Source organism: Paenibacillus sp. FSL H8-0315, assembly GCF_038005365.1.
Taxonomy (GTDB): Bacteria; Bacillota; Bacilli; order Paenibacillales; family Paenibacillaceae; genus Paenibacillus_AQ; species Paenibacillus_AQ odorifer.
The window spans coordinates 3,046,634-3,059,443 of the sequence record NZ_JBBOTA010000001.1 but is presented as its reverse complement, the minus strand read 5'-3'; the positions used below and the strand labels follow the sequence as shown (position 1 = coordinate 3,059,443).

10 protein-coding genes are annotated in these 12,810 nt (G+C 45.9%); 6 read left to right on the top strand and 4 right to left on the bottom strand.

The features are described 5' to 3' along the window. Nucleotides 1-24: 24 nt before the first annotated feature. Complete coding sequence (gene pgmB, locus MHB56_RS13265; protein WP_081383184.1) at nt 25-3,030, top strand: beta-phosphoglucomutase; 3,006 nt, start codon at nt 25-27, stop codon at nt 3,028-3,030. 51 nt (nt 3,031-3,081) lie between these two features. Here pgmB and MHB56_RS13260 read toward each other — a convergent pair whose 3' ends face one another. From MHB56_RS13260 to MHB56_RS13250, 3 genes are read right to left on the bottom strand one after another with little or no spacing between them, the layout of a single operon-like run. Next, a complete protein-coding gene (locus MHB56_RS13260) occupies nt 3,082-4,473 on the bottom strand; it encodes an aldehyde dehydrogenase (RefSeq protein ID WP_076301482.1) in 1,392 nt (463 codons plus the stop codon). A gap of 42 nt (nt 4,474-4,515) precedes the next feature. Next, on the bottom strand, nt 4,516-5,490 hold the full coding sequence (locus tag MHB56_RS13255) for an aldo/keto reductase (protein ID WP_076301481.1): 975 nt from the start codon (nt 5,488-5,490) through the stop codon (nt 4,516-4,518). Nucleotides 5,491-5,526: 36 nt separating this feature from the next. After that, nucleotides 5,527-6,435 (bottom strand): LysR family transcriptional regulator, encoded by a 909-nt coding sequence (locus MHB56_RS13250; protein ID WP_305953540.1) that lies wholly within the window; start codon nt 6,433-6,435, stop codon nt 5,527-5,529. Nucleotides 6,436-6,496: 61 nt separating this feature from the next. On the opposite strand from MHB56_RS13250, the gene MHB56_RS13245 reads away from it, so the two are divergent. Then, nucleotides 6,497-7,387: a DMT family transporter gene (locus MHB56_RS13245; protein ID WP_076301480.1), complete on the top strand. Its 891-nt coding sequence runs from the start codon at nt 6,497-6,499 to the stop codon at nt 7,385-7,387. Nucleotides 7,388-7,473: 86 nt separating this feature from the next. On the opposite strand, the gene MHB56_RS13240 is transcribed toward MHB56_RS13245, so the two are convergent. Further along, on the bottom strand, nt 7,474-8,574 hold the full coding sequence (locus MHB56_RS13240) for an FUSC family protein (RefSeq protein ID WP_052097383.1): 1,101 nt from the start codon (nt 8,572-8,574) through the stop codon (nt 7,474-7,476). A 309-nt stretch (nt 8,575-8,883) separates the two neighbouring features. Here MHB56_RS13240 and MHB56_RS13235 point away from each other — a divergent pair, with 309 nt between their 5' ends. From MHB56_RS13235 to MHB56_RS13220, 4 genes are read left to right on the top strand one after another with little or no spacing between them, the layout of a single operon-like run. After that, on the top strand, nt 8,884-9,993 hold the full coding sequence (locus tag MHB56_RS13235) for an ABC transporter ATP-binding protein (RefSeq protein WP_036682445.1): 1,110 nt from the start codon (nt 8,884-8,886) through the stop codon (nt 9,991-9,993). Beyond that, on the top strand, nt 9,983-10,795 hold the full coding sequence (locus MHB56_RS13230; protein WP_036682096.1) for an ABC transporter permease: 813 nt from the start codon (nt 9,983-9,985) through the stop codon (nt 10,793-10,795). The genes MHB56_RS13235 and MHB56_RS13230 overlap by 11 nt, the downstream gene beginning before the upstream one ends. Further along, nucleotides 10,785-11,618 (top strand): ABC transporter permease, encoded by an 834-nt coding sequence (locus MHB56_RS13225; RefSeq protein WP_036682094.1) that lies wholly within the window; start codon nt 10,785-10,787, stop codon nt 11,616-11,618. The genes MHB56_RS13230 and MHB56_RS13225 overlap by 11 nt, the downstream gene beginning before the upstream one ends. Beyond that, nucleotides 11,615-12,688, top strand: coding sequence for an ABC transporter substrate-binding protein (locus MHB56_RS13220; protein ID WP_038573734.1), 1,074 nt, complete (start codon nt 11,615-11,617; stop codon nt 12,686-12,688). Before MHB56_RS13225 ends, MHB56_RS13220 begins: the two co-directional genes overlap by 4 nt. The last annotated feature ends 122 nt before the right edge of the window (nt 12,689-12,810 follow it).

The following is a 12,810-nucleotide window of genomic DNA, read 5'->3' as shown; positions in this document are numbered from 1 at the left end:
TGTGATCAGGGGGAGCTTAGAGAGATGAAGATGAAACCATACGTACATCCGGCGGCGGTATATCCTTACCGGGAGTGGAGTCTTGATGAGGAAGCTTATAGTGAAGAGAACAATCAAAGAAGCGAGAGTATTTTTGCTCTTGGCAATGGATATATTGGTATGCGCGGTAATTTCGAAGAAGGTTACCACGGCAGCTCAGGCTCGTCTGTAACAGGCAATTATTTGAATGGTTTTTTTGATTCGGAGCCCATTGTATATCCAGAAGGAGCCTACGGATATCCATCCCGCAATCAAGCGATGCTGAACGTAACAGATGCCAAGATTATTGAACTGAGTATTGAAGGGCAGACCTTTCAGTTAAACAGTGGGCAAGTGCATCATTATGAACGAAAGCTGGATATGCGAAGCGGGGTTCTGCATCGGCAGGTAGATTGGGAATCTCCAGCTGGTCACCGGGTACAGCTTCATATCCGGCGGATGGTGACTTTGCAGCACAAACATCTGGCGGCGATAGATTATGAGGTTAAAGCGCTGAATTTCAGCGGAGTGCTTACCTTCACTTCATCCATCGACGGCAAGATCCAAAGACCTAAGGTAACGGATGATCCCAGATTGGGCTCGGGAGGCAAGGAGCCAAGTCTGCTCCTGGAGGATACCGGTCATGAACCGGGACAGTCCTTCTTATGGATGAAGCAGCGGACGCGGCATACCCGGTTTGCCCTATTAACAGGGGTAAGTCATAAGCTTGATTCAAGATCTGAGGGTAAAAGGACCGTACAGCATGAGGGGCAGAAATTATCCATGCAGTTTGTCGTCCCGGTGGAGCGTGGGGAAAGCGTCTCACTAACCAAATATATCTCTTACCATACCTCTAAAGATTATCCAGAAGACGAACTACTTAGTAGAAGTACTGAAATATTACACTTAGCAGACCATAGCGGGTTTGAAGCGCTTGCCCAGGAACAGCAGGCTTATCTGGATCGATACTGGGCACATACGGATGTGGAGATTCATGGTGATCTTGCGCTTCAGCAGGGCATTCGCTTTAATGCTTTTCAACTGCTTCAATCCGTAGGCCGTGATGGGGTTACGAATATTGGAGCCAAGGGATTAACGGGTGAAGGATACGAAGGGCACTATTTCTGGGATACCGAGATGTATATGCTGCCCTTCTTTACGTTCACACAGCCGGAGATTAGCCGAAAGCTGCTCGAATTTCGTTATGCCACGTTAGACAAAGCACGGGAGCGTGCAGCGGTAATGTCGCAGAAGGGAGCCTTGTTCCCTTGGCGGACTATAGACGGGGCAGAGAACTCTGCGTATTTCCCGGCAGGCACGGCGCAAATGCATATTAATGCGGATATTGCGTATGCCATCAAGCAGTATGTACTGGCTACCGGAGATTATGATTTTTTGGTTACGAAGGGAGCGGAAATTTTATTCGAAACTTCCCGCTTTTGGTTGGACTTGGGGTACTTTAATCCGGCTAGGGGCGGTGTCTTTTGTATTGATGCAGTAACCGGTCCTGATGAATATACAGCTATCGTCAACAATAATGCATACACCAACTTTATGGTACAGGATCAGCTTTATTATGCACACGAGATGGCAGGGATATTGTCTAAGCAGTATCCTGAGCATTTTGAACGCCTGAAGCAAAAAATCGGTCTGACTGAGCATGAGACATTAGTGTGGCTGGAAGCGGCGGACAAAATGTTTATCCCCTTTGATGAGGGACTTGGCATTTATGCTCAAGACGACACGTTTCTCTCCAAGAAAAAATGGGATTTCGAGCATACACCAGCTGACAAATATCCGCTGCTGCTCAACTACCATCCGCTGGTAATTTACCGTCATCAGGTGTTGAAACAGGCGGACTTGGTAATGGCGATGTTTCTGCTGGGTGACCAATTCAGCTTGGCGGATAAGATCCGGAATTATAATTATTATGAGCCGCTGACGACGCATGATTCTTCATTGTCACCGTGTATTCACAGTATAATCTCTGCTGAGATTGGTGATTTGACGGGAGCCTATTCCTATTTTGACCGCACGGTACGGATGGACTTGGATGATATCAACCGCAACGTAAAGGATGGACTGCACACTGCTGCTATGGCAGGCTCCTGGCTGTCGATTGTGAATGGTTTTGGTGGCATGCGCTTATGCGGCGGGATGTTATCATTTAATCCTAGTGTGCCAGCGCAGTGGGAGAGCTATCGGTTTAAAATAACATGCGCTGGACAGCTATTGGATATTTTTGTGAGTGATACAGAAGTGATCTATACGCTGCTGGAGGGCGAAGAGCTTGAGATTATGCATAAGGGAAACCTTATACAGTTGTCTGCACAGAAGCCGCTGAGGCTTTCGAATGTGAAGCAGCTTGAAGCTGTTATTTTCGAGCTGGACGGGATAATTACTGACACTGGAGAGTATCATTATGAGGCTTGGAAGGATCTGGCGGATGAACTTGCGCTTTCTTTTGATCGAGAGAAGCATAAGAGTCTTAAGGGCCTAAGTCGAATGGAATCTTTAGAAGTCATTCTGGAGAGTAGTGGACTGAATTTGCCGCAACCGGTAAAGGGAATGCTCTGCAACAAAAAGAACGAGAAGTATAGACAGCTGGTTCAGCAAATGACGCCTGCTGAGCTGTATCCGGGTATCCACAGCGTGTTGTCCGATTTGCAGCAAAGAGGGATTGCTATCGGACTGGCTTCAGTGAATGAGAATGCGCTGCTGATTCTCGAACGCTTGCAGATCGGGCATTGGTTTCAGGCGGTGGCTGACCCTGGCAACTTGCGTAGAAGCAAGCCAGATCCAGAGATTCACTTGCAGGTTGCGGAGATGCTGGGCATATCCCCAGACTGCTGTGTGGCGATTGAGGATACCGAGGAAGGAATAGCCGCAATTAATGCTGCTGGTATGAGGTCAGTGGGAGCTGGAGTGGCGCTCGTAACCGGGACCGCGGATCTATGTCTGGCTTCCACCGCAGAGATAAGTGTTGAGAAATTGTTAGAGCTGTTTGCGTAGTTACCCTGATAAGCAGCAAACCTCCCGATCATGGGAGGTTTGCTGCTTTGTTTATTTCATTACTTTTCGAACCAGCTTCACTTTATTGCCATAAGGAGGATATACGATTCCGAGGTCGATCCGTGTGCCTCGCTTGACGATGCTTTTACGATGGGAGAAGACCTCAAAGCTATACTTCCCGTGATAACCCCCGATTCCAGAGTTTCCTACTCCACCAAACGGAAGATAAGTGCTCGCCACATGTGAGATCGTATCATTGATACACCCTCCCCCGAATGAGACTCGGGACAGCACCTGTTGTTCTACACTCTTATCCTCCGTAAATAGGTATAGTGCCAGTGGCTTTGGATGTTCATTAATGCTCTGAATGGCCTCATCCAATTGATGATATTCCAATATTGGGAGGATCGGACCGAAGATCTCATCTTCCATAGCAGCATCCGTCCAAGTGGCAGGATAGATTAAAGTAGGCTCAATATAACGTTCTTCTGGCACGATGGTGCCGCCCATAATCACCTTGCTCTGATCACGCGCAATGAGGTCGGCAAGTCTTTGCAGCTGGCGATCATTCACGATCCGGCCGTAATCTGTATTAGGCTGTGCATCCTGACCGTAGAACTCAGTGATGTGATGTTTGATTTTGGTGATCAATTCTTTGGCAATATCCTTGTGGACCCATAGATAATCCGGTGCGATACAGGTTTGGCCCGCGTTCAGCAGCTTGCCCCAGACAATCCGTTTCGCTGCAACATCAAGATTAGCGGTCTTATCAACAATAACCGGACTTTTCCCGCCAAGCTCCAAGGTTACAGGCACTAAATTTTTCGCTGCCGCTTCCATTACGATTTTGCCGACAGGCACACTGCCCGTAAAGAAAATATAATCAAACTTGGCGTGGATCAGCAAATTAGTGGTCTCTTTTTCCCCTTGAATTACGCGGATATACTGCGGCTCGAAGGTCTCCTGAATAAGCTGCTCAACCACGGACGAGATGGCAGGTGTGCTCTCAGATGGCTTGAGGACAGCGCAGTTACCAGCGGCAATGGCGCCGATCAGGGGCTCAATTAGCAACTGAAATGGATAATTAAACGGGCCAATAATGAGCGTTGTGCCGTAAGGCTCACTTAAAATATAACTTTTTGCAGGAAATAAGTGCAGCGGCGATCGAACCTTTTTAGGCTTCGCCCAACGCTTAAGATGTTTCATCATGTAGCCGATACTGTCCAGCGTAAAGCCGATTTCTGTGGCATAGGCTTCGAACTCACCTTTTCCTAAATCCTGTTGTAGTGCGGTGATGATACGTCCTTCGTATTGTTTAATAATATTCTTAAGCTTGAGCAGCTGCTGGAGACGAAAAGAAACCTCTTTAGTTACGCCGCTATTAAAAAAATCCTTATGCTCTTCAAGCATTCCTTGAATGCTGTCAGCTGTATAGGTTGTCATTAATCTTTCCTCCATCCTTGTAAGAAGTTAAAGCATACTACTCTATGGGAGCCGGTAAAAAGCGAACGGTTCGCCATAACGGAAGGAATCACTGGCTTCATCCAGCTTGGCCGAAGTTTCTTCATTAAGTACAAGCGAGGTACTAAGCAAATTTTGTTCCAGCTGTTCCACACGTGTAGCCCCGACAATAACCGTCGAGACGGCAGGCCGATTCATAAGCCAAGCTAAGGAGAGCGCAGTAGATGAGGTTTCCATTTCCTCAGCAATTTGGCTCACTTGGCTTCCGAGCTTGATCCGGTCAGCATCAAGGAATCTTTTGAAATTAGGATCGGTATCTGCTCTGGACCCCGATGGGGCTGAGTCGCTTGTATTATATTTGCCAGTGAGAATCCCGCCAGCTAGCGGAAAGTATGGAATGATCCCTACACCTTGATCCAGGCAGAGCGAAAGAAGCTCATTCTCCGGTGTCCGGTCTGCTAAGGAGTAGCTGCACTGAATTGAAATGTACTTGGTGAAGTTGCGTGCTTCACTAATCCCAATCGCCTTCATTAATTGCCATGCTGTATAGTTGGAGGCCCCGATATAACGGACTTTCCCCGAGGATACCATATCGTCCAAGGTTCGTAAGGTTTCTTCAAGCGGCGTATAGGGATCAAAGGTATGAATCTGGTATAGATCGATATAGTCCGTCTTAAGGCGGCGAAGGCTATCTTCAAGCTCCTGCAGCAAATGGCGACGGGAGGAGCCGCTGCCGTTGGGACCCTCATTTTTAACTAAACCTGCTTTAGTTGCTAGAACAGCCTCATGTCTCCTACCTTCCAAGGCCAGACCGATGATTCGCTCGGATTCTGAGCCAGCGTAAATATTAGCAGTGTCTATGAAATTAATTCCATGATCAAGCGCAGCATGTACAATCTGAATGGAGGTCTCTTGATCCGCACGTTTGCCGAAAGCGTTCGTTCCCAGTCCTAATGCGGATACCTGTAATCCGCTATTTCCTAGTCTTTTAAAGTTCATCCTCAGCACTCCTTATCATCTATTAATTAATCCATTTTATTTTTGAGTGAAAAGATCCAGCGCTGTCTCAATGAAGAGCTTTACAGCAATTGAAGTGTCGGCAAGCGAGCTGACCGCAATTTGGATATCTCTATAAGCATCCGGCTGCAGCTCACGGGTAACCACATTTGGAGGCAGAGATAACAAGGACAGTTCAGACATCACGCCGATCGCCAGTCCCTCCTGAACCATATTAAGAGCTGTTGCAAAGTTATTAACCACATATTTCACATTCAGATGGCTATTACTTCTGCGGAATAGCTCTACAACGGGCGGTTCATATCCTGCTTTGCAAATCAACATGGGCTCGTTCGCTAATTCCTGCACACATACAATGGATCGCTTTTGCAGGGGATGGTCATCTCTAAAAACGGCAAACAATTTCTCTCTATATAATGGAATGGTTTCGAATTCTGCACTGGGAGCGAGCAATAAGCCAACATCAATTTCTTTTGAATCCAGCCATTCTCTGACTTCAGCGATAGAACCCTCCTGTAAGCTAATTGTAATATTTGGATATCTTTTAGTGATAGAGCTAATAATCTTCGGTAGAAAATGAGCCGCTGCCACAGGGAAAGCTCCAATGCGGATACTTCCTTTTTCAAGACCTCTCTCCGCGTAAATCTCCTGATTGACCTTATCAAAGCCCATTAGAATTTCACGGAAAATAACAAGAATACGTTTGCCGATATCCGTAAGCATCAGGCCATTACGCCGGTCTCGAAGCAAGAGCTTCACGTCTAATTCGGCTTCGAGGGACGAGATCGCCCGGCTGACCGCAGGCTGTGTCATATTCAGTTCTACACCAGCTTTAGTAAAGCTGCCGCTTTCGGCGATTTTGACGAATAAACGAATTTGAGTATTGTTCATAACAAATATGATATGCCCCTTATGATTATTATTCATTTCATTTATGCTCTTGTTTATTGTATCATTTGTGATGAATCTACACCAAGGAAGTGAACAAATGAATCAGCAGAAGAAAAGTATGATCCTTCTTATTTTTTTGGTGATTGTATGGGGCATTAATTGGCCTATATCCAAAATCGCCTTAGACTATGCTCCACCTCTATTATTTGCAGGTATTCGAACCGTCGTAGGCGGTATTATTCTGATTCTAATTGCATTGCCCAAGGTGAAGGAGCTTCGCTTCAAGCAGCTCTGGCCGATCTATCTGATCTCGGCGGTACTTAGTATTGTGTTCTATTATGGATTTCAGACAATTGGCTTGCAGTATGTTCCGGCGGGATTGTTCTCATCGATTGTATTTTTGCAGCCTGTATTGTTAGGTATTTTTTCTTGGCTGTGGTTAGGTGAGAGCATGTACGGGCTTAAAATGTCTGGTTTGCTGCTTGGCTTTCTCGGGGTAGCCTCTCTTAGTATCGGCGGAATTAATGGGAGTATCTCCATATGGGGAATTGTGTTGGCTTTAGCCAGTGCCTTAAGCTGGGCATTAGGAACAATATATATGAAACGGAATGCTGTACGTGTGGATATGCTGTGGATGACGGCTATGCAAATCACGATCGGTGGCATCATTCTGCTACTTTCGGGATCAGCTACGGAGAAATGGTCGGATATCACCTGGAGTGGAACCTTTATTGTGGATACCTTGTTTATCGCAATCTTTGTTATTGCTCTGGGCTGGCTAATTTATTTCAAGCTGATTAACGAAGGAGAAGCAGGAAAAGTAGGTTCATTCACCTTCTTGATCCCCCTGATCTCGATAGCAACCAGCGTAGTTTTTTTGAAAGAGCAGATTACCATAAACCTTGTGATCGGATTATTGCTGATTGTCAGCAGTATTGTACTGGTAAATGTGAAGATAGGGCGTGCTGCCAAACAATCAGTCAGTTAAATTTGTTGGATGGTTGTAGTAACCAGTCGTGCTAAAGGGCATTATGTCTAATAGGGATTGAACATAAAAAAAGGACACTCCCAAGCTTAGAGCTTCTGGGAGAGTCCTTTTTTAATTAAGCGTATAGCGCGTGTGATTTCAGCTGTTGAAGGCCGAGCTGCAACTACGTAAGTAGCAGAACTAGCACGTTCCACTTCTTCGAGTACCCGGTTTAAGTGACTGAAGAGCGCTCCTAGATCACGAACAGATGACAGTGAGCACCGTCCTTGCAGTTCAGAGAAGCTGGCCGCCTGCAAGTCGCGGGCACGATGCAGACAATCTGTAAGTGAACGTTGGCATTCAGCCTTGGATAAGGTCTTGGTACCATAAACAGCTATACAATCGGCTGTTGCCTCCAGCACTTCCAGCATCCAGTCAGAATTGGCATGATGTGCTGGCAGCAAGCAAATATCATCGGCAATTTCTTTAACATAGGAATGAATGGTCTTTAGATGTGCCGTGGCTTGTATAAGTCCCTTTAGATCACCACGACACTGATAGTGAGCAATGGTATAGAACATTTCCTTCTGTTGTTGATTGCTGGCAGACAGCAGTTTACCTGCTTGCTCCAGCATATTATTATCCTTTGATGAATCTCTTCTTATGCCTACGAGACCTTTTAAAGCATCCGAAAGTAGAAGGCTTCCATCGAGTGCCAATGCTTTTACCTTGACGAACCTGTTCGGTGGAACGATAATCATATTGATGATCAAGGCAATGAGCACACCAATAAAGGTTTCGGCGACTCTCCACAGCACGTAATCATTGTGATAAAAGGTAAGGGCCAGAACCGAGGTTACCCCCACCTGCGAAACCGCTTGGATATTCATCCGACAGGCTGTGGCAATTCCAATCCCGATGAGCAGAATTAGCAGAATGGAAAATGCACCTACATCGAAGAATTGGCCTACAATCAGGCTGACGATTCCGCCGATAATAATGCCGATCAGGCGGTAGATTCCTTTTTCAAGTGAAGCCTTCACACTGGCTTGAGTAATTAGAATGGCTGCAAGCGGTGCAAAGTATAAATATTGGTCACCATATAAACTGTGTACGGCTACCCAGGATAGTGATGCGGCAAGCGTAATTCGTATCATGTAAAGCGAGAATCCATATTTTTCAAGGCGGTCTAGTAACCCCTCGTTCATTATCATTCATCTTCTTTCGCAAAAATAAGAAAACCACACTGGCTTTTCAGTTCGTTTTCATTATAGCACCTCAAAAAGGGCAGGGAAGACTGGACTTTTTACAAACTTGTTAAGTTTATGCTTAGCATTTAACAATGTAAGCTATCGCATATAATGGTACAATCTAATATGCTATATCTATTGGAGCGTCGAAGGAGAGGGAAAATTGTCGCTTATTAGCGCTGAGCATACTCATTTCGATTGTTCTCCGCAAGATGCGGGTAAAATAGTATTGTATTACTAAGGTAAGGGAGGTTGTTAGCTATAGCTATTCAGGAAGGTACCATTATTTCATTTGAAGAAGTTACTAAGCAATATGACGACGAAGATCCGGTGTTAAAAGGAGTCAGCTTTGAGATAGAGCGCGGCAAATTCTATACACTACTTGGTCCATCTGGCTGTGGTAAAACGACTATTCTTCGATTGATCGCCGGGTTCGCTGAGCCAACGAGCGGTTCTATTTATTTAAATGGAAAAGTAATTAACCACATTCCCGCCAATGAGCGGCAGGTCAATACGGTATTTCAGGATTACGCATTGTTTCCACACCTGAACGTATTCGAGAATGTGGCTTTCGGACTGCGCATTAAGAAGCTTAAGAAGGATGTTATCACGAAGAAGGTGCAGGAAGCGCTAAGCTTCGTTAACCTTGTGGGTTATGAGCAGCGTGCGATTAACGAAATGTCCGGCGGTCAGCGCCAGCGGGTTGCCATTGCCCGGGCGATTGTGAATGAGCCACAGGTTCTACTGCTGGACGAGCCTCTATCGGCGCTAGATCTCAAGCTGCGCACGGAGATGCAGTACATACTGCGGGAAATGCAGCAGCGGTTAGGCATTACCTTTATTTTTGTAACGCATGACCAGGAAGAGGCACTCGCGATGTCCGACTGGATTTTTGTCATGAATAAAGGAAAAATCGAGCAAAGCGGCACCCCTAACGATATTTATGATGAGCCGATTAACCGTTTTGTGGCGGATTTTATTGGCGAATCGAACATTGTGCCGGGAGTTATGATCGAGGATTATCTGGTGGAGTTTAACGGCCGCCGCTTCGAATGTTTCGATGCCGGGCTGAAACCGAATGAATCCGTAGAGATTGTTATTCGTCCTGAGGATTTGGAAATTTCTACGCTGGAACAGGGTAAACTACGTGTGCGGGTTGATTCCCAGCTATTCCGGGGCGTGCATTATGAAATCAGCTGTTATGATGAATCCGGGCATGAATGGCTTGTGCATTCTACACGTAAGGCGACTGTAGGCAGTGAAATTGGCCTTTATTTTGATCCGGAAGCGATTCATGTTATGCGTTTCGGTGAAACGGAGGAAGAATTCGACAGACGTCTGGAAGCTTATGGCGAGGTGGAGAGTCATGAAGAATAAGGGCAAATCGTACTATCTCATCCCTTATTACCTCTGGATCGCATTGTTTGTAATTGCACCGGTAGTGCTTGTCATCTATTATTCGTTATTTGATTTGGATGGCCATATTACTCTGGATAATTACGTCAGTTTCTTCACCCCTGTATATTTAAAAATGACGCTGACCTCGTTCTGGTACGCGTTTCTGATTACAGCATTCTCTTTGCTGGTTGCCTATCCGGCGGCTTATCTGTTGACGAGAACCAAACATAAGCAACTGTGGTTATTGCTGATTATTTTGCCGACATGGATTAATTTGCTGCTAAAAACCTACGCTTTTATAGGGATATTCGGGACATTTGGTCCGATCAATAATTTCTTTGATCTGCTTGGAATCGGAGAACAGCAAATTTTGTTTACGGGCTTCAGTTTTGTATTTGTATCTGTCTATATTTTTATTCCGTTTATGATCCTGCCGATATACAGCGCTTTGGAGGATTTGAATTTATCCTTGCTGGATGCGGCACGTGATTTGGGGGCTTCGGGCTGGACCACGTTTAGACGTGTTATTTTTCCGCTGACCATTTCGGGAGTACGCTCAGGCTGTATGGCAGTATTCATACCTGCGCTGTCCCTGTTTATGATCACCCGTCTGATTGCAGGCAACAGGGTCATTACGCTGGGCACCGCAATTGAGCAGCATTTCCTGGTCACTCAGGACTGGGGCATGGGTTCTACAGTTGCAGTGTTTCTGATTGCCATTATGGCGCTGTTTATGATTATCACAGGCGGATCGCGGAAAGGGGCGCGGAATGAGAAATAAAAATGGATTCTCTAACCTCTACCTAGTTCTGGTGTTCATTGTTCTGTATGCTCCTATCTTCTATTTAATGTACTATTCGTTCAACAGTGGGGGGACGATGCATAAGTTCGAGGGCTTCACGCTGGATTACTACCGTGAGGTGGTCCAAGATAAGCGCCTGATTATCATCGTAATCAATACGCTTGTGATCGCACTGCTATCCTCGGCTATTGCGACCCTTATCGCTATTATTGGTGCGCTGGCTATTAAAAGTGTGCAGAATCGCCGCGCCAAGAACACCTTGCTGTCTCTGAATAACGTGCTGATCGTCAGTCCAGATGTCATTATTGGTGCTTCGTTCCTTATCCTGTTCACCATTGCTGGCATCAAGCTGGGTTTCGCGTCTGTTCTGCTCTCACACGTTGCATTCAGCGTACCGATTGCCGTATTGATGATTTTGCCCCATCTACAGGAAATGAGCCCTACATTAACGGATGCAGCCCGTGATCTTGGGGCAAGCCGTAAGGATGTGCTGACTAAAGTAATTTTGCCGATTATTAAACCAGGGATATTCAGCGGATTTTTTATGGCGCTTACGTATTCACTGGATGACTTTGCGGTTACGTTCTTCGTAACAGGCAACGGTTATTCGACGTTATCGGTTGAGATATACTCTAGAGCCCGGCAAGGGGTGTCGCTATCGATTAATGCGCTGTCGACGCTGATCTTCCTGTTCACCATTCTGCTCGTGGTGGGTTATTACTTCCTGACCCTTAAGAAAAATCGCCATAACACAGCAGAAGCTGTGGCGGAGCCTGTTGCAGAAGCGGGGGTGCCTAGATGAAACAGCTGATAAATGCTTTTCTGGCGATCCTTATCACGGCATTTGCGCTCATGTACTTGGGCTCTTGGATGAATTCGAGAGAGGGTTATTCAGGTGGGAACACACTGACTATCTATAACTGGGGCGACTATGTTGATCCCGATCTATTGAAGGAATTTGAAAAAGAGACCGGCTTAACAGTCATTTATCAAACCTTCGATTCCAATGAAGCTATGTTGACCAAGGTTGAGCAGGGTGGAACTACCTTTGATGTTGTAATCCCTTCGGATTATGCCATTGCTAAGATGAAAGAAGAAGATCTGCTCATTCCGCTGGATCATAGCAAGATTTCGAATCTAAAGAATATTGATTCACGCTTTATGGACCTCTCGTTTGATCCGGGTAACAAATATTCTGTGCCTTATTTCTGGGGCACCGTCGGGATTATTTTCAATCCGGAAATGACCAAGGGCATGGACTTCACCAGCTGGGATTCTCTCTGGGACAGCAGACTGCATAATAACATCTTCCTGGTAGACGGAGCCCGTGAAGTGATGGGCATGGCTTTGAACAGCCTGCATTATTCCGTTAATGACAAGGAAGAGGCACATCTGCAAGAAGCACTGACTAAGCTCAACAAGTTGTCTCCTAACGTTAAGGCGATTGTCGGTGATGAGATCAAGATGCTGCTGGCAAATGAAGAAGCTGCGGTTGGGATTGTCTGGTCCGGAGATGCTTCCGAGATCATGGACGAGAATGATAAGCTGGATTATGTAGTGCCGGAAGAAGGCTCGAACAAGTGGTTTGATAACATGGTCATCCCTCGGACAGCGAAAAATGTGGATGGAGCGCATCAGTTTATCAACTTCATGCTCCGCCCAGACGTTGCTGCTAAGAATGCAGAATATGTAGGTTATTCCACGCCTAACATTCCTGCGCTGGAGCTGCTTCCTGAGGAAACTTCTGAGGATACCCGGTTCTATCCACCTGCTGAAATTACGGACCGGCTTGAAGTATACGATAACCTTGGCAAACGGATGCTCGCTCATTATAATGAGTTGTTCCTAATGTTTAAGATGAATAAGAAGTAAGCTGACTAAAGCTAAAGCGAAACGACATTAAGAGCGTCTACATACGGGTAACCGTGTTAGGCGCTCTTTTTCGGTTTGATCATCGTGTAACCTCAAGACAACAGACAGTTTAGCCGAAAGTA